This is a genomic window from Nocardioides sp. JS614 (assembly GCF_000015265.1).
Taxonomy (GTDB): Bacteria; Actinomycetota; Actinomycetes; order Propionibacteriales; family Nocardioidaceae; genus Nocardioides.
The window spans coordinates 4,287,012-4,307,930 of the sequence record NC_008699.1; the positions used below are offsets into that span (position 1 = coordinate 4,287,012).

General features: G+C 71.2%; 20 protein-coding genes. 12 read left to right on the top strand and 8 right to left on the bottom strand.

Features of this window, described 5'->3' with window-relative positions; translation table 11 throughout:
* The first annotated feature begins 192 nt into the window (after positions 1–192).
* Positions 193–1,623 (top strand): FAD-dependent oxidoreductase, encoded by a 1,431-nt coding sequence (locus NOCA_RS22015; protein WP_011757487.1) that lies wholly within the window; start codon positions 193–195, stop codon positions 1,621–1,623.
* A 78-nt stretch (positions 1,624–1,701) separates the two neighbouring features.
* Here the strand turns inward: NOCA_RS22015 and NOCA_RS22020 are convergent, their stop codons facing one another.
* Together NOCA_RS22020 and NOCA_RS22025 are read right to left on the bottom strand one after the other, a co-directional pair.
* Complete coding sequence (locus NOCA_RS22020) at positions 1,702–2,871, bottom strand: acyl-CoA dehydrogenase family protein (protein WP_011757488.1); 1,170 nt, start codon at positions 2,869–2,871, stop codon at positions 1,702–1,704.
* 56 nt (positions 2,872–2,927) lie between these two features.
* Positions 2,928–3,656: a FadR/GntR family transcriptional regulator gene (locus NOCA_RS22025; RefSeq protein WP_011757489.1), complete on the bottom strand. Its 729-nt coding sequence runs from the start codon at positions 3,654–3,656 to the stop codon at positions 2,928–2,930.
* A 193-nt stretch (positions 3,657–3,849) separates the two neighbouring features.
* Between NOCA_RS22025 and NOCA_RS22030 the strand changes: the two genes are divergently transcribed.
* The 11 genes from NOCA_RS22030 to NOCA_RS22080 are packed head-to-tail and all read left to right on the top strand — an operon-like array spanning position 3,850 to position 13,785.
* Entirely contained in the window at positions 3,850–4,371 is a 522-nt protein-coding gene (locus NOCA_RS22030; protein ID WP_011757490.1) for a MaoC family dehydratase, read from the top strand.
* A gap of 3 nt (positions 4,372–4,374) precedes the next feature.
* On the top strand, positions 4,375–5,409 hold the full coding sequence (locus NOCA_RS22035) for an LLM class flavin-dependent oxidoreductase (RefSeq protein ID WP_011757491.1): 1,035 nt from the start codon (positions 4,375–4,377) through the stop codon (positions 5,407–5,409).
* A complete protein-coding gene (locus NOCA_RS22040) occupies positions 5,406–6,635 on the top strand; it encodes a CaiB/BaiF CoA transferase family protein (RefSeq protein WP_011757492.1) in 1,230 nt (409 codons plus the stop codon). The genes NOCA_RS22035 and NOCA_RS22040 overlap by 4 nt, the downstream gene beginning before the upstream one ends.
* Positions 6,632–8,038, top strand: coding sequence for an MmgE/PrpD family protein (locus tag NOCA_RS22045; protein WP_011757493.1), 1,407 nt, complete (start codon positions 6,632–6,634; stop codon positions 8,036–8,038). The genes NOCA_RS22040 and NOCA_RS22045 overlap by 4 nt, the downstream gene beginning before the upstream one ends.
* Before the next feature lie 2 nt (positions 8,039–8,040).
* On the top strand, positions 8,041–9,258 hold the full coding sequence (locus NOCA_RS22050; RefSeq protein ID WP_011757494.1) for a Rid family hydrolase: 1,218 nt from the start codon (positions 8,041–8,043) through the stop codon (positions 9,256–9,258).
* Complete coding sequence (locus NOCA_RS22055; RefSeq protein ID WP_011757495.1) at positions 9,255–9,755, top strand: FAS1-like dehydratase domain-containing protein; 501 nt, start codon at positions 9,255–9,257, stop codon at positions 9,753–9,755. The genes NOCA_RS22050 and NOCA_RS22055 overlap by 4 nt, the downstream gene beginning before the upstream one ends.
* Entirely contained in the window at positions 9,752–10,195 is a 444-nt protein-coding gene (locus NOCA_RS22060) for a MaoC/PaaZ C-terminal domain-containing protein (RefSeq protein WP_011757496.1), read from the top strand. Before NOCA_RS22055 ends, NOCA_RS22060 begins: the two co-directional genes overlap by 4 nt.
* A complete protein-coding gene (locus NOCA_RS22065; RefSeq protein ID WP_011757497.1) occupies positions 10,192–11,340 on the top strand; it encodes an acetyl-CoA acetyltransferase in 1,149 nt (382 codons plus the stop codon). The genes NOCA_RS22060 and NOCA_RS22065 overlap by 4 nt, the downstream gene beginning before the upstream one ends.
* Positions 11,337–11,765 (top strand): Zn-ribbon domain-containing OB-fold protein, encoded by a 429-nt coding sequence (locus tag NOCA_RS22070; protein WP_011757498.1) that lies wholly within the window; start codon positions 11,337–11,339, stop codon positions 11,763–11,765. The genes NOCA_RS22065 and NOCA_RS22070 overlap by 4 nt, the downstream gene beginning before the upstream one ends.
* On the top strand, positions 11,762–12,922 hold the full coding sequence (locus NOCA_RS22075; RefSeq protein ID WP_011757499.1) for an acyl-CoA dehydrogenase family protein: 1,161 nt from the start codon (positions 11,762–11,764) through the stop codon (positions 12,920–12,922). The genes NOCA_RS22070 and NOCA_RS22075 overlap by 4 nt, the downstream gene beginning before the upstream one ends.
* On the top strand, positions 12,922–13,785 hold the full coding sequence (locus NOCA_RS22080) for a 3-hydroxybutyryl-CoA dehydrogenase (RefSeq protein ID WP_011757500.1): 864 nt from the start codon (positions 12,922–12,924) through the stop codon (positions 13,783–13,785). The genes NOCA_RS22075 and NOCA_RS22080 overlap by 1 nt, the downstream gene beginning before the upstream one ends.
* Here NOCA_RS22080 and NOCA_RS22085 read toward each other — a convergent pair.
* The 6 genes from NOCA_RS22085 to NOCA_RS22110 all read right to left on the bottom strand — a co-directional run bounded on the left by NOCA_RS22085 (position 13,770) and on the right by NOCA_RS22110 (position 20,768).
* Positions 13,770–15,224 carry an FAD-dependent oxidoreductase gene (locus NOCA_RS22085; protein ID WP_011757501.1) on the bottom strand — a complete coding sequence of 485 codons (1,455 nt, stop codon included), beginning with the start codon at positions 15,222–15,224 and terminating at the stop codon, positions 13,770–13,772. The genes NOCA_RS22080 and NOCA_RS22085 overlap by 16 nt on opposite strands.
* Before the next feature lie 99 nt (positions 15,225–15,323).
* On the bottom strand, positions 15,324–16,577 hold the full coding sequence (locus NOCA_RS26110) for a DUF4437 domain-containing protein (RefSeq protein WP_049774438.1): 1,254 nt from the start codon (positions 16,575–16,577) through the stop codon (positions 15,324–15,326).
* A gap of 41 nt (positions 16,578–16,618) precedes the next feature.
* The gene (locus NOCA_RS22095; protein ID WP_041546812.1) at positions 16,619–17,578 is read right to left on the bottom strand and encodes a VOC family protein; all 960 of its coding nucleotides are present in this window, start codon (positions 17,576–17,578) and stop codon (positions 16,619–16,621) included.
* Positions 17,575–19,050 carry an FAD-dependent oxidoreductase gene (locus tag NOCA_RS22100; RefSeq protein WP_011757503.1) on the bottom strand — a complete coding sequence of 492 codons (1,476 nt, stop codon included), beginning with the start codon at positions 19,048–19,050 and terminating at the stop codon, positions 17,575–17,577. Before NOCA_RS22100 ends, NOCA_RS22095 begins: the two co-directional genes overlap by 4 nt.
* On the bottom strand, positions 19,047–19,880 hold the full coding sequence (locus NOCA_RS22105; RefSeq protein WP_011757504.1) for a VOC family protein: 834 nt from the start codon (positions 19,878–19,880) through the stop codon (positions 19,047–19,049). The genes NOCA_RS22100 and NOCA_RS22105 overlap by 4 nt, the downstream gene beginning before the upstream one ends.
* Before the next feature lie 36 nt (positions 19,881–19,916).
* Entirely contained in the window at positions 19,917–20,768 is an 852-nt protein-coding gene (locus NOCA_RS22110; RefSeq protein ID WP_011757505.1) for an HpcH/HpaI aldolase/citrate lyase family protein, read from the bottom strand.
* Positions 20,769–20,919: the final 151 nt, after the last annotated feature.

Here is a 20,919-nt window from a genome sequence, read left to right on the forward strand (position 1 = left end):
GAGGGGGCCGAGGGGGCCGAGCTCGGGTGTTCCGCGTACGTCGGCCAGCTGACGAAACATCGTTCCCGCAAGAGGAATACTTCTCGCCGCGTTCCCCTCCCGTACTCTTTGACACGCGGCGAATACCGCCCTAGTTTTGTGACGGTGTTCCAATGATCGGAACGCATTTCGGATCGAGGAGGCCACGTGTCGATGGACTCGGTGGAGTACGACGTCCTCGTCGTGGGGGCCGGGACCGCGGGGATCCCGTGCGCGGTCGAGGCTGCCCTGGCCGGCGCCCGAGTCCTGCTCGTGGAGAAGGACGCCAGGATCGGGGGCACGCTCCACATCAGTGGTGGACACATGTCCGCCGCGGGCACCCGTCGCCAGAGGGCGAAAGGGATCACCGACACTCCCGAACGTCACCACGAGGACATCCGCCGGATCAGCAACGGGACCGCGCGTGAGGACATCGTGCAACGCGCGGTGACGCTGGCGCCCCAGACCATCGACTGGCTCGAGGACCACGGCTTCGACTTCGCCCCAGAGACCCCTGTGCTGATGCACGAGCACGAGCCGTACTCCGTGCCGCGGACGTACTACGGCCGTGACGAGGGCCTCTCGATCCTGCGGGTCCTCACCAGGCTGCTCGACGAGGTCCCCGCCGACGCCGTCGAGCTACGCACGTCGACCGCCCTCACCGCTCTGCATGCTGACGACAGCGGTCGGGTCACCGGCGCCACGGTCACCGGTTTCAGCGGTGACCAACACGTGAGAACCGGGACGGTGGTCCTGGCTACCGGCGGCTTCGCCTCCGAGCCGGAGCTCTTCGAAGAGGTGGAGGGAGTGCCCCTGGTCAGCGCGGCCCGGCCGACGTCCACCGGAGACGGTCTGCTCATCGCACGGGAGTTGGGTGCGGGTTTGGCCGGTGTCGGCAGGTACCTGCCGACCTTCGGCGGCATGCCCGACGCGAGAAACCACCAGCGGACCAACCTGACCGAGCGGTCCAGCTTCTTCGTGAGCGAGCGGGCACCCTATGAGGTGTATGTCGACCGCGCCGGTAGGCGGTTCGTGGCAGAGGACCACCCCAGCATCGACGCCAAGGAGCGGGCCCTCCTGGCAACCGAGCAGATGACGTTCTGGATGGTGCTGGACGACGTCGCCCGACGCGAGTCGAACCCTCCTGTCGTCAGCGGCTGGTCTCCTGAGGATCTCAAGGACCGTGCGGGGAAGCACCCCGCCGTGCACTCCGCTGATGATCTCACCACGCTGGCCGAACTCGCCGGGATCGATCCCGAGGGACTCGAGGCCAGCGTCACTGAGTACAACGCGGCCCTCGCGGATGGCCGTCCGGACCCGCTCGGCAGGACCATCCGGCCGGCGCCGATCCAGGAGCCTCCGTTCTTCGCCTTGCGCAACCACGGCATCACGTTGCTCACCTTTGCCGGCTTGGCCGTCGACGCTGACCTGGCGGTGTGCCGACCGGATGGCCAGGTGATCCCGGGGCTGTACGCCGTCGGGGAGATCATCGGCAATGCCGCAACTGCCGGGAACTCGTTCTGCGGCGGCATGAGCGTCACCCCTGCCATCAGCCTGGGGCGCTGGCTGGGTCGCCGAGTGGGCGCGTTCACACATCCGGGCTAAGCCGTCTCACGCCCGACCGGCACGGGGCAGTCGTCTGGCGCCCTGACCCGATCTCACACGGTTCGTCGAACGTCCGGGTCAGAGGCGGCTCTGCACCCCGGCGAGGAGCTGGCGGGCCATCACGATCCGCTGGACCTGGTTGGTGCCCTCGTAGATCTGGGTGATCTTCGCGTCCCGCATCATCCGCTCGACCGGGTAGTCCCGGGTGTAGCCGTACCCGCCGAGGACCTGGACGGCGTTGGTGGTGACCTCCATGGCGACGTCGGAGGCGAAGCACTTCGCCGCGGCCCCGAAGAACGTCAGGTCGCTGTCGCCCCGCTCGGACTTCCCGGCCGCCGCGTAGGTCAGCTGCCGCGCCGCCTCGACCTTCATCCCCATGTCGGCCAGCAGGAACTGCAGCCCCTGGAAGTCGCTGATCGGCTTCCCGAACTGCTTGCGCTCCTGGGCGTAGCCCAGCGCGTAGTCCAACGCCCCCTGGGCGATGCCGACGGCCTGCGCCGCGATCGTGACCCGGGTGTGGTCCAGGGTGCGCATCGCGATCTCGAACCCGGCGCCCTCCGCCCCGATCATCCGGTCCGCACCGATGCGGACGTTGTCCAGGTAGACCTCCCGGGTCGGAGAGCCCTTGATGCCGAGCTTCTTCTCCGGGGCACCGAAGGAGACACCCTCGTCGCTCTTCTCCACCACGAACGCGCTGATCCCCCGGGAGCGCTTCTCGGGGTCCGTCACCGCCATCACCGTGTAGTACTCCGACTCGCCCGCGTTGGTGATCCAGCGCTTGACGCCGTTGAGCACCCAGGTGTCCCCGTCGCGCACGGCTCGGGCCTTCATCCCCACCGCGTCCGAGCCCGCGTCCGGCTCGGAGAGGCAGTAGGAGAACCCGCCCTCACCGCGCGCCAGCGCACCCAGGTACTTCGCCTTCAGCTCCTCCGAGCCGGCCAACTGGATCGGCAGCGACCCCAGCTTGTTCACCGCCGGGATCAGGCTGCTCGAGGCACACGCCCGGGCGACCCCCTCGATGATGATCACGGTGGCGAGCGCGTCGGCGCCGGCACCGCCGTACTGCTCCGGGATGTGCGGGGCGTGGAAGTCGGCGGCCAACAAGGCCTCGGCCGCCTCCCGCGGGTAGCGGGCGTGCTCGTCGACGTCGGCGGCGAACGGTGCGACCTTCGCGTCGCACACGGCTCGGGCCGCCTCGCGGACGGCCTGGTGCTCCTCAGACAGCGCGAACAAAGGGAACTCGGACACGGGCTCGCTCCTTCGAGTGATCGGTGACGGCGGACGATGCTTGGTCGAGCGTCCGGTCAGGCCAGGTAGATGTCGCGCAGACGCCGCAGGTGCGCGCGCATCGTCTCGCGTGCGCCGTCGGGGTCACCCGCGATGATGCGCTCGGCGATGTCGGCATGGTCGGAATCGACCCGATGCCACACGTCCTCGCCCAGCCCCGGCCGGGTGAGACGCTCCTGCAGCACCCGGAAGACGGGTTCGGTCATCAGTCCGAGGAGTCCGTTCTGAGCGGTCTCCAGCACGACGACATGGAAGTGCCGGTGCTCGGTGAACAGCGGCCCGCGCTCACGGATCTCCCCCTCGGACTCCAGGGCCTCCTGGAGCCGCCGCACGTGCTGCTCGGTGCGCCGGTCCGCGGCGAGGCCGGCTGCAGGGACCTCGAGCAGCTCGCGCGCCTCGAGGATCTCCTCGACGCTGAGATGGTGCCCACTCATCAGGCCGATGCTCGCCTCGAGGTAGTCGGCCACGCTGCTCGGCCGCACATGGGCGACGAAGCTGCCCCCCGTGGACCCGCGGGTGGTGATCACGAGATCACGGGAGGACAACGCGCGCAACGCCTCCCGCACGGTGCTCCTGCTTACCCCGAACAGGTCCGAGAGCTCGGCCTCGGAGGGGAGCCGGTCGCCGGGCGCGAGCTGCCCCCCGACGATCAGCGAGCGCAGCTGGTCGGCGACCTGTCGATACGCGGGCTGGACCCGCTCCACGAGGAGCCGGCGTCGCTCGGCTGCCGCGTCCAGACCGGTCACGGCATCAGTCTGACATATGCGCCAGGCGAGATCGACGGCGCCCGGCGGCCGGCTGGTCCTCCGGATCCTTCCGTCCTAACATTATCGGAACGGTGTTTCATTTTGGTTGACAACCATACATCAGACATTTAGGTTGGCGATGCACTCGACGCGGAAATGGCACCGACGTCGCACCCCGGCACGAGGAGCATCCATGGGCATCAAGGCGGGCTGGCAGGGCCGGTTCTTCGAGGACTTCGAGGTCGGCGACCTGTACCGGCACCCGCTCGGTCGCACCGTCACCGAGAACGACAACACGTGGTTCGCGCTGCTGACGATGAACACGAACCAGATGCACTTCAACAGCGCCTACGCGGCACGATCGGAGTTCGAGAAGCCGCTGGTCGTGTCCACCCTGACGGTCGCGATCGCGGTGGGGCAGAGCGTCACCGACATCACCCAGAACGCCTTCGCGAACCTGGGGTGGGACGAGATCCGAATGACGCATCCGGTCTTCGCGGGTGACACCTTGTTCAGCGAGTCCCTGGTGCTGGAGAAGCGCGAGTCGGCGAGCCGTCCGCACGCCGGCATCGTCACCGTGCGCACGCGGACCCTGAATCAGGACGGCGACGAGGTGTGCTCCTTCAAGCGGACCTTCTACGTCTACAAGCGGGGCGCCGAGCAGCTCGAGGGCATCTTCCCGGAGGCCAAGCACCCGCTCTCGCTCGAGGACTGAACGATGCGGATCACCTACGCTCCGTGGGGCGAGACGCTCGACGAGCTCGCCGACGCGGCGGCTCGCGCGGAGCGCGCCGGCGCCGAGACTCTCTGGGTTCCCGAGCTGCACCGCAGCGCGACGCTGAGCGCCGCCGCGATGATCGGCTCGACCAGCAGGGCGCGCATCGGGACGGCGATCGCGCTCGCGTTCACCCGGAGCCCGATGATCACCGCTCTGGAGGCGCTCGACCTCGACGAGCTCTCCGGCGGGCGCTTCGTCCTCGGCCTCGGGACCGGCGTGCAGCGACTCAACGAGGACTGGCACAACGCGCGCTTCGGCAAGCCGGTGAGGCACCTGTCCGAGGTGGTGCGCAACGTACGCCACTTCTGGGCCGCCTGTGGAGCCGGCGAGGAGATCGACCTGCCCGGTGACTGGGAGCCGATGCGGATCCGCGGCTACCAGCGACCGTTCCCCCAGGTCCGGGAGCGGATCCCCATCTACCTGGCGGCCATGGGGCCGGCCATGACCCGGCTCGCCGGACGCATCGCCGAGGGCTGGATCAGCCATGAGCTCTGCTCCCCGGCCTACCTCCAGGACCGGATCCTCCCCGAGCTCGAGGCGGGCATCGCGGCGGTCGAGGGGCGCGCCCGCGGCGATCTCGACGTGGTCGTCTCCGCGTGCTGCTCGGTGGACCCGGATCCGAGGCGCGCCGCCCGCCGGGTGGCCGGCCTGGTCGGGTTCTACGCCAGCGTCCGCACCTACGCCGACTTCTTCGACTTCCACGGCCTGGCAGAGGACCAGCGGCGCATCATCGACGCGTTCCGATCGGGGCGCGGCGCCGACCACCTGGCCGATGCCGTCTCCGACGAGATGGTCGACGCCCTGACCCTGAACGGCGACCCCGACCGGGTCGCCGAGCAGCTCGGGGCCTATGAGGGGAAGGCCGACGCGGTGAAGCTGAGCCCACCGACACACGGTATCGACGCGGCCGAGACGCGCGCCGCCCAGGACTCGATCATCGCACTCATCGCCACGGTCACGGGAGGCCGCTTATGAGACCACTTGCGGACGTCCGGATCATCGCGATCGAGCAGTACGGCGCCGGCCCGTTCGGCAGCGTCCACCTCGCCGACCTCGGTGCCGAGGTGCTCAAGATCGAGGATCCTCGAGTGGGTGGGGACGTGGGCCGCTACGTGCCGCCGTACACGGAGGGCGAGGACTCGCTGTTCTTCGAGACCTTCAACCGGAACAAGCGAAGCCTGTCGCTCGACCTCTCGACAGAGGCGGGCCGCGAGGTCTTCCACGAGCTGGTCCGGGTCTCGGACGCGGTCTACTCGAACCTGCGCGGTGACGTGCCGAGCAAGATCGGCATCACCTACGACGACCTGAAGCACCTCAACCCTCGGATCGTGTGCTGCTCGCTCACCGGCTTCGGCATGACTGGTCCGCGCAGGTCCGAGCCGGGTTACGACTACGTCCTCCAGGGGCTGGCCGGATGGATGGACCTCACCGGCGAGCCCGACGGCCCGCCGACCAAGTCCGGCCTCTCCCTCGTGGACTTCTCCGGCGGCTTCGTCGCGGCGATCTCGATGTTGGCCGGCATCCACGCGGCCCGCCGCGACGGCGTCGGGATGGACTGCGACGTCAGCCTGTACGACACGGCGATGACCATGCTCACCTACCCGGCCACGTGGCATCTCAACGCCGGGTTCACGCCGGTGCGCACCCGGCACTCCGCCCACCCCTCGCTGGTACCGTTCCAGGCATTCGAGGCCTCGGACGGTTGGCTGGTCGTCGGCTGCGCCAAGGAGAAGTTCTGGGCGCGGCTGGCCGTCGTGGTGGGCCGGCCGGAGTGGGCCGAGGCCGGCTCGCCGTACGCCACGTTCTCCGGGCGCCGGGAGCACAGCGGGGAGCTGCTCGCCGAGCTGGAGAGGATCTTCCGGGGCCGCACCGTGGACGAGTGGCTCTCGGTGCTCTACCCGGCGTCGATCCCGTGCGGCCCGATCAACGACGTCGCGGCCGCCCTGCAGGAGGAGCACACGATCGCGCGGGAGCTGATCGTCGAGACCGAGCACCCGGTGTACGGCACGGTCAAGCAGCTCGCCTCGCCCGTGCGGGTCGGCAACGAGCGTCCCCAGTACCGCCGGGCACCGCGGAGGAACGAGGACTTCGACCACGTGCTGCGGGAGACGATCGGGTGGACCGACGACCGGGTCGCGGAGCTGATCCGCGCCGGCGCCTTCGGAACGGTCGCCGACCAGGAGCTGGCCGACCAGGCATGACTGCTCGAACCCTCGCCCGCTGGATCACCTCGGAGCTCGCCCTACCCGGAGAGGTCGAGGAGGCGGCCCTGCGCCACCTCCTCGACGGGCTGGGGACCGCGGTGGCCGCAGCCCGGACCGGCGCGGCCGACCCCGCGGTCGCCGTGGCCACGAGGCTCGCCGGACCTCCCGAGGCGACGATCCTCGGGGGCACCACCCAGGTGAGTGCTCCCGCCGCCGCGCTGGCGAACGGGACCCTCGTGCACGCCCTGGACTTCGACGACACCCACGCGGGCGGTCTGGTGCACGCGACGGCCGTGGTGCTGCCCGCCGCGCTCGCGGTCGGCGAAGAGGTCGGTGCCAGCGGGCGCCGGGTCCTCGACGCCGCGGTCGTCGGCTACGAGGTGGCCTGCCGGGTCGCCGCGGCCGCACCCCACGGCTTCCACGCCCGAGGACTGCACGCCACCATGGTGGCCGGCGTCTTCTCATCCGCGGCGACGGCTGCCCGTCTCTACCGTCTCGACGCGGACACCACGACCCAGGCACTCGGCATCGCCGGCAGCCAGGCCGGCGGGCTCCTGGCCTTCCTCGGCACCGGCGCCAGCACCAAGCAGCTGCACCCGGGCTTCGCCTCCCAGGCCGGGATCCTCGCCGCGCGGCTGGCGGCGGCCGGCGCGACCGGACCCGAGACCGTGTTCGACGGCCCGCACGGCATCTACGACGCACTGGCCACCGGTGACGTCGATCGCTCCGTCATCCTCGGTGGCCTGGGCCGGACCTGGGAGACCACCCGGATCGGCATCAAGCCCTGGCCGGCCTGCCAGCTCTCGCACGCGACCATGGCGGCCGCACGCGATGCCCTGTCGCGGGCCGGGGTGTCCGCGGACGCCGTCGTCTCGGTGCGTGCGCGGGTTCACCCGGACTCCGCCGCGGTCGTCTGCGCCGAGGACCGCGACCTGGCCCACCCGGCCAGCCCGTACGCCGCGAAGTTCTCCCTCCCCTGGACGGTGGCGGCCATGCTGCTCGACGGCCGGGTCGACGTCACCACCTACGCGCCGGGCCAGCTCGGCCGCCGCGACGTCTCGGAACTGGCGGCGCGGGTCGCGTGGGACGTGGTCGACCCCGGCGCCGTCGCGGCGGACAGTCCCGGCGACGTGGTCCTGACCCTGGTGGACGGTCGCGAGGTCGCCGGGCACGTCGACCGGAGCCCCGGAGGGGGGTCGGCACCGCTCGCCGACACCGACCTGATGGCCAAGCTGACCGGCAACGTCGGGCCGCTCGCGTCCCGGCTCACGGCCGCCGTGCGCCGGCTCCCCACTGCGACCGACCTGGCCGCCGTTCTGCACCTGGTCGCGGCGGCGTCCGCACCCGAGGGCGTCCGCGGTGCCGAACCGTCCCGACCGATCGAACCTCCGGAGGCCTGATCATGACCCTGTCCGCCATCAAGCCCGCGTCCTTCCCCTGGTTTCCCTACGAGGGCTTCACCTTCTGCCTGGGCCTGAGCGAGGGTGAGCACGCCTGGACCTCGGGACACACCGCAGCCAGCCTGGACGCCTCCCTGGGGAAGATGACGGTGGGCGGCACGATGCGCGAGCAGGCCCGCACGGCGTACGAGAAGGTGCTGACGATCGTCGAGGGCGCCGGGCTGTCCCTAGAAGACGTCACGCACATCACCGAGAACGTGACGCTGTCCGGTCTCGAGCACTACGAGGACGCGGTCGCGGTGCGTCGCGAGCTCTTTGGCGACCACGAACCGGCCATCACCACGATCATCGTCCAGCGTCTGGTGCGGTCCGCGGCGTTCCTCGAGGTGGAGCTGCGGGCCTCGCGCGGCGGCGGCACCGTGTTGCTGTCGAGCGAGGGACGGCGCCCTGGCACCTGGACGCCGTCGCCGGTCACACAGGGCCATGACGGCGCCGTGCACCTGCCGACGCTCGTGCCGATCGACGAGCACGGGGACCTGGTCGCGCCCGACGACCTGGTCGGCCAGTACCGGTACTGCCTCGAGCAGGCCGACGTGCTCCTCCGCCGGGCGGGCCTCTCGCTCGACAACGCCGTCACGACCTACGACTACTCGACTCCGCCGACTCGTCGCGACTACCGCCGTACCCACGAGGTCCGGCAGGAGCTGCTCGGCGGGGCCGGGGTCTACCCAGGGGCGGGCGGGATCCTGATGGGCCGCCTGCACCGCGAGGGACAGCTCGTGGCCATCGACGTCACCGCCTCGCGCCACCCGCTCGAGCTGGTCAACCCGGGCTGGTCGCGCTACGACAGCCTGACCTACTCACCGGGGGTGAAGGCGGGACGGACCCTCTACATGTCCGGCTTCGCGTCGCTGGACATGGAGACCCAAGAGGCCCTGCACCCCGGTGACCTGGGTGCGCAGGCGGAGGTCACCTACGGCGCGATCGGGCACCTGCTCGAGCACGCCGGGCTCAGGCCCTCCGACCTGCTCTCGACCGTCGAGTTCTGCGTGGAGCGGGAGCTGCCGAACTACCGGGTGGTCGCGGGTGTGCGCGAGCGCCTGCTGGCCCCGCCCTGGCCCGCGTCGACCGGCGCGATCTGCCTCGGCCTCCTCCGCCCGGAGTTCCTCATCGAGGTGTTCCCGACGGCGCTGTACCCCGCGTCGGAGGCCGACGCATGAGCCTGCTGACCCCCGAGATCGCCGCACTCGTCGGCACCACCCGGGTCTACGTCGCACCCGAGCCGGTCGGCGCGGCGGCCGGACGCTACTTCGGCCTGGCCATCGGGGACGACAACCCGCTGTACTTCGACGCGACGTTCGCTCGGGCACACGGCCTCGCCGGGGTGACTGCGCCACCGACCCTGATCTGCGAGACCAACCAGTACGCCGGTCTCCCGATGGACCGCGAGGGCTACGCCGGCCACACGTGGGGGCTCGACATCCCGGGCACCCGCCAGGTGCGCGGCGGCAACAGGTACACCTTCCACCGCCGGATCCGACCCGAGGACGTCGTCACGGCCACCTGGCGCATCGAGGATGCCACCGAGAAGGTGACCTCCTCCGGCAGCGAGATGCTGATCATCACCTCGCGCGCGACCTACACCGAGCAGAGCGGCGAGGTGCTCGCCGAGAACGAGGAGACGATCATCTTCGTGAGCCTGGAGAAGCCCGCATGACGGCCCCGGTCACACCACGCGTCGGCGACCCGGTCCCCGCACTGCAGCGCACGATCACGCTCACCGACATGGTGGCCTACGCCGGCGCGACCTGGGACTGGCACCGACTGCACTACGACCAGGACTACGCCGCCGAGAAGGGGCTGCCGGGGCCGGTCGTCGACGGTCAGGTCTTCGGCGCCCTGCTCGTCGAGCAGGTCCAGGACTGGTTGGGCCCGCGGTCCTTCGTCCGCCGTCTCGACTTCACCTTCCGCAACCTCGTGTTCGCCGGCGAGACGGTGCGCTGCGAGGGCACGGTCACGGAGGCGACCGGCGACCGGATCGAGCTCGCGCTGACGGTCGTCGTCGTGGGCCCGGACGGTGCGCCCGGCCGGCCCGCGGTCGCACCCGCCCACGCCAGCGTGCTCCTCGGGCAGCCCGACGGGCCGGGAGCACGATGACCACCGGCGCGGCGATCGTCGGGGCCGCGGAGTCCGACCTGGGCGTCACCGGCAAGTCCATCCTGACCCTGCAGGCCCAGGCCGTGTCCCGGGCACTGGCCGACGCCGGCCTCACCGTCGCCGACGTCGACGGGATCGCCACCACCGGCATCTCCCGCTTCTCCGCCACCCAGCTCGCCGACTACCTCAGTCTCCGGCCCACCTGGACCGACTCCACCTTCGCGGGAGGGTCGGCGTTCGAGATGTACGTCGCCCGGGCCGCGCAGGCGATCGCGGCCGGGCAAGCGACCACGGTCGTCATCTCGTTCGCATCCAACCAGCGGTCCGCGAGGTCCCGGAGGCTGGGCGGGGTGCACGAGCCCTGGATCCCCGAGGCCCAGTTCGAGGAGCCGTACGACCCGCTCTATCCCGTGTCGTACTACGCCATGGCCGCCCAGCAGTACTTCCATCGGTTCGGCGGCACCCGCGAGCAGCTCGCGGAGATCGCGGTCGCGGCACGTGACTGGGCGCTGCTGAACCCGCGGGCGTTCCGCTACGGCGCCGGCCGGCTCTCCGTCGAGGACGTGACCGGGTCGACGATGATCTCCAGCCCCCTCGGCGTCGCCGACTGCTGCCTGGTGACCGATGGCGGCGGTGCCGTCGTCCTGACCTCGCTGGAGCGCGCCCGGGACCTGGCCCGACCTCCCGTCGAGGTCCTCGGGTACGGCGAGCGGACCACCAACACCTCGTTCACCACTGTCCGCGACCTGACCGCCCCCGGCGCAGCGGAGTCGGCGGCGGACGCGTACGCGCGAGCCGGGATCACCGCGGCCGACGTGGACGTCGTCGAGGTGTACGACTCCTTCACCATCACCGCCGCGCTCAGCGTCGAGGCGCTCGGGTTCTGTGGACGCGGGGAGGTGCTCGACTTCATCCAGGACGGCCGGATCCGGCCCGGCGGGTCCCTGCCGCTCAACACCAACGGCGGCGGGCTCTCCTACTGCCACCCCGGCCAGTACGGCGTGCTGCTGCTCGTCGAGGCCGTCCGTCAGCTGCGGGGCGAGTGCGCGGAACGGCAGGTCGCGGGCGCCGAGGTCGCGGTCGCGCACGGCACCGGCGGGATCATGTCCACCCACGCGACCGTCGTCTTGGGAGTGGCCCGATGAGCGGCTTCGTACCGGGCGAGGTGCCCGCGGCCGACGAGGTCACCGGCGGATGGTGGGAGGCCACCCGCGAGCACCGCCTGACCGTGCAGTCCTGCACTGCCTGCGGGCACCTCCAGCACCCGCCTCGTGCGCTCTGCACGAGCTGCGGGTCGCTCGAGCACCTGGAGCTCGTCCCCGCCGCCGGCACCGGCACGGTGGACACCTTCACGACGGTCCACCGGGCGCTACGTCCGGGGGTCCCCACGCCGTACGTCCTCGCCCGGGTGCGTCTCGACGAGGGCCCGCTCCTGCTGACCCGGTTGACCGGCGAGCGGGACTGGGCCATCGGCGACCTCGTGAGCATCGGCTGGGTCGACCTGGCCGACGGCCGCGCCCTGCCCGTCTTCCACTCCACCAACACCGAGCCAACCGAGGAGACCCCATGAAGTTCGAGCTGGACGAGGACCAGCGCGAGTTCAAGTCGCTGCTGCGCACGTTCGTCGACAAGGAGATCGTGCCGGTCGCGCGGGACTGGGAGCAGTCCGGCCGCTACCCGACCGAGATCGTCGACGGCATGAAGGCGATGGGACTCTTCGGCATCACCGTCCCCGAGGAGTACGGCGGGCTCGACCTCGACCCGGTCGCCTTCGCGCTGGTCTTCGAGGAGATCGCGCGCGGCTGGATGGGCATCGCCGGAATCCTGGGCAGCCACTCGCTGGCCTGCCGGCTCATCGCGATGCACGGCACGGAGGAGCAGCGGCAGATGTACCTCCCCGACCTCGCGACCGGCGCGCGGCGCACCGGCATCGGCCTGACCGAGGCCGACGCGGGCACCGACCTGCAGGGCATCCGCACGACCGCCCGGCTCGATGGCGACCACTACGTGGTCAACGGGGCCAAGATGTGGATCACCAACGCCAGGTACGCCGACCCACTGCCGGTGCTGGTCAAGACCGACCCCTCCGCGTCGCCCGCGCACCGCGGGATGAGCGTGCTGCTGATCGAGGCCGACACCCCTGGCTACGAGGTCACCAAGGACATCCCGAAGCTCGGCTACAAGGGCACCGAGTCCTGCGAGATCCGCCTCGACGACGTCCGGGTGCCGGTGTCGCAGCTGGTGGGCGGCGTCGAGGGCAGGGGCATGCAGCAGGTCCTCTCCGCGTTGGAGTGGGGCCGGGTTAACATCGCGGCCCGTTCGGTCGGGATCGCCCAGCGCGCCCATGACGAAGCGCTGGCCTACGCGCAGCAGCGCAAGGCGTTCGGCAAGCCGATCGCGGACTTCCAGGCCATCCAGCTGAAGCTCGGCGAGCTCGGCACCCAGGTGCAGGCCGCGCGGTTGATGGCCTACTGGGCGGCGGACGCGGTCCGCCAGGGTCGCGCCGACGGGGCCACCGGTATGGCGAAGATCTTCTGCTCCGAGGTCGCGCTCAACGCCGCCATCGACGCGATGAAGGTGCACGGCGGATACGGCTACTCGACCGAGTTCGAGGTCGAGCGGCTGTACCGCGACGCGATCTTGATGAGCATCGGCGAGGGCACCAACGACGTCTTGCGGACCGTCGTGGCGAAGTCGCTGGTCAAGGGCGAGACGGTGGTCGGCTGATGTCGGCGCCGGCAGCACGGGTCGGCGTCGTCGGCGCCGGGCTGATGGGCTCGGGCATCGTCGAGGTGTCCGCCCGGAGCGGTTGTGCGGTCGTGTCCTACGAGATCGACCGTCGCGCGTCCGACGCCGGCAGGACACGTCTCGAATCCTCGCTGGACCGCGCCGTGGCACGCGGCAAGATCGATGCCGGGGCCCGTGACGCCACGCTCGGGCGCATCCGCTTCACCACCGACCTGTCCGAGCTGGCCGACCGGCAGTTCGTCTTCGAGGCCGTGATCGAGGACGAGGGCGTCAAGCTCGACCTGTTCGGGCGGCTCGATGCCCTCCTCGAGGACCCCGACGCCGTCCTGGCGACGAACACCTCCTCCATACCGGTGATGAAGCTGGCGATGGCCACGCAGGCTCCCGAGCGGGTGGTCGGGGTGCACTTCTTCAACCCTGCGCCGGTCCAGCGACTCGTGGAGCTGGTCCCTTCGCTGCTGACCTCGGACGCCACCGTCGAGCGGGCCCGAGGCTTCGCCACCGAGGTGCTCGGCAAGAGCGTGATCCGCTCGCAGGACCGCGCAGGATTCATCGTGAACTCCCTGCTGGTGCCCTACATCCTCTCGGCGATCCGGATGTTCGACTCCGGCTTCGCCTCCGCCGAGGACATCGACCGCGGCATGGAGCTGGGCTGTGCCCACCCGATGGGTCCGCTCCGGCTGGCCGACCTGATCGGGCTGGACACCCTCGGCGCGATCGCGGAGGCGATGTACGAGGAGTTCAAGGAGCAGCTCTACTTCGCCCCACCGGTGCTGCTGCGGATGGTCGAGGCCGGCCTCCTGGGCCGCAAGACCGGCCGCGGGTTCTACGAGTACGCCTGAGCCCGCGCCTGCGCGTCGGCGAGCCTGGCGCCGAGGAGCCGACCGAAGGTCAGCGCCGGCGTCACCAGCATGCCCGAGCAGAAGCTGTTGCCGCACGTGGCGCCGGCGCCGATCACCTCACCGACGGCGTACAGCCCGGCGATCACCTCGCCGGCCTCGTCCCGGACGCCGAACGAGGCGTCGATGTCGAGCCCCTGGAAGGTCACCAGGGTGATCGCGTGGTTGCGGATCGCGTAGAAGGGTGGCGCGGCGATCGGCGCGGGGAGGTACGTGCGTCCGAAGTCCGGATCGTGCCCCTCGGCCACGGCCCGGTTGTAGCCGGCCACGGTCTGAACCAGGCCGGCCTCGTCGATGCCCGCGGCCCGCGCGAGCTCCTCGAGGGTGGCCGCGGAGTGCAGTCCGGGGCGGGTGTCGACCATGGCACGGACGTCGTCGGGTTCCTGACCGACGACCATCTGGTTCATGCCACCGGTGGACAACGACAGGGCGGCATCGTCGAAGACGGTCCAGAAGGTCTGTTCGGCGATCCGGGTGAGGGCGCGCTCCTTCTCGTCGATGGACTCCTCGTCCTCGGCCACCCAGCGACGGCCGTGCCTGTCGACGTAGATCTCCCGGGGCGGACGCTCGCTGGTCAGCCGCTGCCGGTCCGACCAGTTGGCGCGGTTCGGGTTCCGCGGGTCGGGCAGGCCGCCGAAGGTCGGGAGGTGCGTTCCCGCGCCCTGGAGGCGAGCACCCGCGGCGAGCCCGAGATGCAGCCCGTCGCCGGTGGACGTGCGGGCGGCGGCCGACACGAGAGGCGCGTGCTCGAGCTCCTCGAAGAGCTCGGCGTCGGCGGCGTAGCCGCCGGTCGCCAGGACGACCGCGTCGGCGTCGACCTCGACCTCGCTCCCCGCCCGCAGCACCGAGACGCCGATCACCCCGCCGTCGTCACCGGTACGGAGCTCACCGACCACGGCGTCGGTCCAGACGGTGAGGTCGTAGCTCTCCTGGGTGCGCTCCAGCTCGGGCCGCAGGACCTCCAGGATGGAGAGTCCCTCGTCCTTGCCGTAGTAGGTGCGGGCGACGGTGTAGGGCTCGTGCCCGTAGACGATGCGCGGCGTCTCCGGAGCGAAGGCGAAGCCGCGCTCGGCCAGCCAGTCGACGGTGTCGGCGGCGTGCTCCGCGACGATCCGGATCAGGTCGTCGCGCGCCGTCCCCTGGCTGATCCGGCGGATGTCCTCGAGGTGGGCCTGCGGGCTGTCCTCGATGCCGTGCTCCGCCTGCCGCCGGGTGCCCGCCGCGGCCATGTGGCCGCCGGTCACGTGCAGGGTCCCGCCGATCTTGCTGTCCTTCTCCACGAGCAGGACCCGGGCTCCCCCCTGGGCGGCGTGCACCGCACAGGGGATCCCCGCCGTTCCGGCGCCGACGACCACGACGTCGTAGGTGGTGTCGCTCTGCATGCTGATGGCTGAACTCCTGACGGTGCGGGGTCGGTGTCCGGTCGCCCGGCGGCCGGGGTGGGTGGGTCGCGCGCGTCCCGAGCCGCGCGCACCGGGCGATCACATGCCGTCGCCGTCCCAGCGTCCGCGGGAGCGGCTGCGGACGGGGAGGCTGGACAGGATGGGGGCCGGGATGGGGTCGCCCTTCTTCCACTGTCGACCCGCACCCCAGCTGTGCGCGTGCTGGTCGGTGCGCTCGTCGGCGTGCTCGGTGTCCCGGCCGCTCCAGCCCCAGTCCAGGTTCGCGGGCTGGTGCACGTGCTCGTCCTCGTGGGTGTGGTCGTGGGTGTGGCCGCCGTGGCCACCCTGGAGGTTGAACGCGTCGAGGGCCTTGGCGATCGCGATGGCCGACCTGTCCGCACCCGACCCGTGGTGACGCACTGGCGCGTCGAACTGGCCCTGGTCCTTCTGGAACTGCCAGGACTTGGTCAGCTGACGCATGTCCTCGTCGGTCCGCCACGGCTGAGCCAGGTCGTGACTCGAGTGCGCCCAGCGCGCCGCGGGGTGCGGAGACTCGTCGAGCCCGTCCGGGCCGTAGTTGACGCCCTCGCCTCCCCACCGCACCCACTCGTTCTGGGTGTACCAGTTGGCGAGCTCACCGTCCGAGCGGAGCAACCACGTCGCCCCACCCTCCATGGTCGTGAAGTGGCCGTGCTTGACCCGGGCCGGCCGGAAGAAGTACGTGCCCAGGTCCAGGGTGCCGAAGTTGTACTCCATGTGGCCCTGGGTCGTGTAGGCCTCCTCGTAGCAGGGGTGATGCGCCAGCCGGTGATCGGCCCATCCCTCCTGCGCGTGCACCAGCCGGGTGTAGAAGCCCGTGACCGGGTCGACGTGCAGGTACTTGATGAACAGGCCGGGCATCGGGCCGGGGTTCGGGACCGCGTCCCACTGCATCGCCTCGGAGTCGATCACGATGATCTCCTCCCTCGCGTCGTCCCATGCCGCGGCGCCGGCGAGCGACTCCACCTGGTCGAACCCGGCGTCGCCGTACTCCCGGTAGTGCAGCAGCTGGGTGCCCTCGGCGATCTTGATGTAGTCCGCGGGCACACCCTTGGGGGCGTAGACGTAGCCACCCGTGCCGATCTTCCGGCCGCCGTAGTCGATCTCCCCGTCGAGCACGTAGTACTCGGTGTTCGCGTGATGGATGCCCGGACCACGACCCCAGTCGGTGTGGAACGCCATCTTCAGCGACGAGGAGCCGTCCTCCTCGTCCACGGAGAGCCGGCGCTCGCTCGCGCGGCCCTCACCACCCGGCAGCTCAGCCGTGTGCCAGACGTAGTCATCTTCCTGGATCAGCTCGACGTGCGGTCGCATGCGGTTCTCTTCTCTCTTGATGGAGGGATGGGGTGCCCGGTTCAACCGGCCTGGACGAAGGTCACGGGGAGGCCGTTCGGCGTGTCCATGAAGCAGACGCGGCGGCCGCCGAACAGCGCGTCGGGGCCTTCCCGGGGGGCCGTGAGGACCCGCCCGCCCCGCTCGGCGGCGCGGGCCACGGCCGCGCCGAGATCGTGGACCTCGACCAGCCAACCCGAGTGGCCGAGGTGCCGTGCCGTCCGTTGCGTCGCCCGCAGGTCCGTCCCGAGGGTGCGGTCCTCCATGCGGGTGATCTCGATGCGAGCGGTCGTCGGACCGGCCAGGAAGGTGAGCCGCATGACTGTCCCCTCGGGCAGCGCGGCCATCTTGTCCAGGCCGGGGTGGGAGAAGGTGACGTCGTACCAGCTGGACAGCCCGAGGCCGTCCGCTCCCCAGAACGCCGCCTCCGCCGGGAAGTCCTCGACGTGACAGACCACCGAGGTCAGCTCGGTGTAGTGCCGGTCCGGGTCTCGGTCCCAGGCAGCGGTGCCCCGCGCCTGTGCGGGCTCGACGAACACGATGTCCGTCGACTCGGGAGCCAGCGCGAATCCCTGGGTGACCGTCACGAGCTTCTCGCCGAGCGGCACCTCCCAGGTCGCCGGAGGCGTGGCCCAGGGCGTTCCGGCCGCGGTGAGCACCCGGTGCGAGACCTGGATGTCTCGGGTGTACATGTTGATGGCGATCAGTCCGGTGTCCGCCTGCCGCGGGTGCGGGCCCGGCTCCTGCGGGGGGACCTCGAGCAGGACGATGCGTCCGTGGTCGGCGCCGGCGGCGGTCAGCACGGTGTAGGCGGTGTCGCCGACGCCCGGTCCCCACAGGCCGGATGCCTCGGCCGCCGTCAACAGACCCTCCTCGGCGATCTCCCACCCGAGCTGCCCCTGGTACAGGTCCAGGTGCGGCTTGCGGTCGTTGACACCCACGAACGCCGCGTTGACGCCGCCGACCAGGTACGGGTCACTCATCCGAGGTGCTCCTTGGGTTGTTGTCCGGATCCGGCCCCCACGCGTTCGCCGAGCAGCCGCCCGAGCGTGAGCGCCGGCGTGATGCTCATGCCGCCGACGTAGTTGTCGCCCGCGAACTTGTTGTTGCCGAGCACCTCCCCGACGGCATAGAGGCCGGCGATCGGGGATCCCATCCGGTCCAGCACCCGCAGGTCGGTGTCGACGGCCAGCCCGTCGCGGGACAGGATCGAGGCAGCGACCGTGGTGATGGCGTAGAACGGCGGCTGGTCGAGCCGGCGGGGCAGGTTCGCGCGACCGATCGGGTCGTGCCCGGTCTCGATCGCGGTGTGGTAGTCGCCCACCGTCGCGACCAGCGCCCCGGGATCGATGCCGAGGGCCCGCGCCAGCGCTTCCAGCGAGTCCGCTCGCGTCACCCAGGGGCTGGTCCGGCAGACCTCCGCGAACCGCTCCGGCTCCCACGGCCCGGCCGGATTCCGGATCAGGCCGGTCGGCGCGGCCGCGAGGGCACCGGCGTCGAAGATGATGTGCATCGTGCTCGACGGCTGGGCCATCAGGGCGCGCTCGCGCAGCTCGGGGCTGCGGGTGTCCTCCGGCACGAAGCGGCGGCCGTCGAGGTTCACCCAGATCTCCAGGGGCTCCCGGTACGCCGGGGCCATCTCGATGTACGCCTCGCGGTAGTCGACGGCGTGCCCGGGACGCGCGGGGTCGGGGATCATGCCCATCACGGGCAGGAACACGCCGTCCGAGGAGACGGCGGCACCGGCATCCTCGGCCATCAGGAGGCCGTCCCCCGTGGCGTGGTCGAGACAGCCGACGAGCACCGCGCAGCAATGCTCGGGCAGGAAGCGGTTGCGCAGCTCGACGTTCGCGTCGTACCCGCCGGTCGCGAGGACGACGGCATCGGCGCGGATGGTGTGATCGCCCTCGCCGGACGACACCTCGACCCCGACCACCCGGCCGTCCTCGATCGCGAGGGACCGCACGGTCGTCGCCGTGTGCACCTGGGCTCGGCCGGCCCGGACGTGGGCGGTCAGCTCGCGCTCGAGCACCTCGAGGACGGACCGGCCGTGGTCCTGCCCCCAGTAGGTGCGGGGCACCTCGTAGACCTCGTGACCGTGGATCAGGCCCGGGCAGTCCTCGTGGAAGGCGAACCCGTGGTCGTCGAGCCAGTCGACGGTCTCACCCTGGTGGCGGACCGACAGCCACGCGAGGTCGGCGTCGACACGGTCGTGGGAGAGCCTGCGCACCTCCTCGAAATGGCGCTGGGGCGAGTCCTCGATGCCGCGGGCCGCCTGTCGGCGACTGCCGGCTCCCGAGAACTCGCCGCTGGCGATGTGCAGCATGCCACCGAGGGTGTCCTGCTTCTCGATGAGGCGCACGCGGGCACCCTGTGCGGCGGCGTGGACGGCGACCGACAGGCCCGCCGCGCCCGCACCGACGACGGCGACCTCGATCATCGGGGTCTCGGTCACGCGCTGACCACCTCGATCACGACGCCTTCCGGACCGCGCACGACGAGGTCGGCGAGGGGTTCGGCCCCCGCGGACAGCAGGGCGGCGTACGACTCCGCCGGGTCGTCGGCGACGAACACCAGGCGCTGGATGCCGAGGACGTCGCCGGAGCGGTCCGCTGAATCCACGCCGGTGAACGACATGATCTCCAGGCGAGCGGCCTCCTGGCCCGGCCCGACCAGGAACGCCAGGCGCAGCCCCGCGTCGGCGGGGATGCCGACGAGCTCGTCGAACGGCGGTCCCGACAGCTCTCCGTCGAACGCTGCCTTCAGCCCGGCGGCCTCGAAGAAGGCGACCGCGCCGTCGTGGTCGGCGGTGACGAGCACGGCGGTGTGGAGCTCGGAGTGCATCCGCCGCGGCTCGGCCGCGTAGGCGGCGCTGGGGCGATGGGCGCCGGGAACGGCCTGGGGGATCGTCCACCACACGCCGTCGGCCCCCAGCCCGACGAGCTCGGAGAGGGATGCGGTGCCGTACGGGTAGGTCACCGGTCGGCGGGGGGTGCCCCCCGCTGCGGCCATGGCAGCGGCGGTGTGGTCCAGGTCGTGGGAGTAGATCCCGAGCAGCCGGGCGCCGGTGTCCCACACGCGCGGCGGATCGGAGGGCGTCGCGCCGTCATCCGCGGCGACCAGGCGCAAGCGCCCGCCGGGACTTCCCGGCACGCCGAGCAGTACCTCCTGGGCGGATTCGATCCCGTCCACCACCTCGAGCCCGAAGGCGCTCTGGTGGAAGGTCGCGGCGGTGCGCACGTCGGCGCTCGCGACCACGACCTCTCGGATGTAACGCAGGCTCATTCGGTCCCTCTCGTCCTTCGTCGTCACGCCTGATCGTCAGCGGGCGAGCGCGACCGTCCGCCGCGCGTTGCGGACCACGGCCTCGTCGATCATCCGGCCGTCCTCCCCGAGGATCACGCCCACCCCCCGGGCCACCGCCTCGTCGAAGGCGGCGATCAGCGCCCGGGCATGACCGACGTCCTCGGGCCGCGGGGTGAAGACCTCGTTCGCGACCGCGACCTGGGCCGGATGGATGCACGCCCGACCCACGAAGCCCCGGGCGGCGAGCGCCCGCGTCGATGCAGCGAACCCGTCCAGGTCGCGGAAGTCGGTGGAGACGGGAGCGACCGGCGCCTCGATCCCGGCGGCCGCGCTCACGATCACCGTCTGCGTGCGGATGGTGTCCCACGGTGCCTGGTCGTCCTGCCGCGCGAACCCGAGGTCGGCCGCGAGGTCGGCCTCCCCGACCTGCAGCCGCACCACGCCGGGAACGGCCGCGATCTCGGTCGCGGCGAGCAGGGCGCGCGCGGACTCCAGGAGCGGCACCAGCCCGAAGGCGCCCCGAGGCAGCTCGAGGCGGTCCTCCGCGGCTGCCGCCTCGGCGGCGAGCACCCGCAGCCCCTCGGCGGACTCGGTCTTCGCCGCGACGAGACCGCGCACCCGGGGCGCGAGGACCGCTCGAGCGTCCTGGAGGCCGAGGTCACCGGGGTTCACCCGCACCCAGATCTCCACGTCCGTGGCGGGCAGGGTGCTCAGCCAGCCGGTCACCAGCGCGCGGGCTTCGTCCTTCTTCGCCGGGGCGACCGCGTCCTCCAGGTCGACGATCAGCGCGTCGGCGCCTCGCGAGGTCGCCTTCTCCAGCTTCGCGGCATCGTCGCCGGGAACGTAGAGGTACGACCGAGGGATCACATCATCTCCAAATTGGAACAGCGTTTCGGCTAATGTAACGGCAGGCCCCGCCGCCGTCAACGGGGTCTTCGGCCGAGCGACGACGTCCGGTCTCGGCCGAGAAGCGGGCACGTCGGGTCCGTTCGTGTCCGGCCGAAGGGGAGAGATGCAC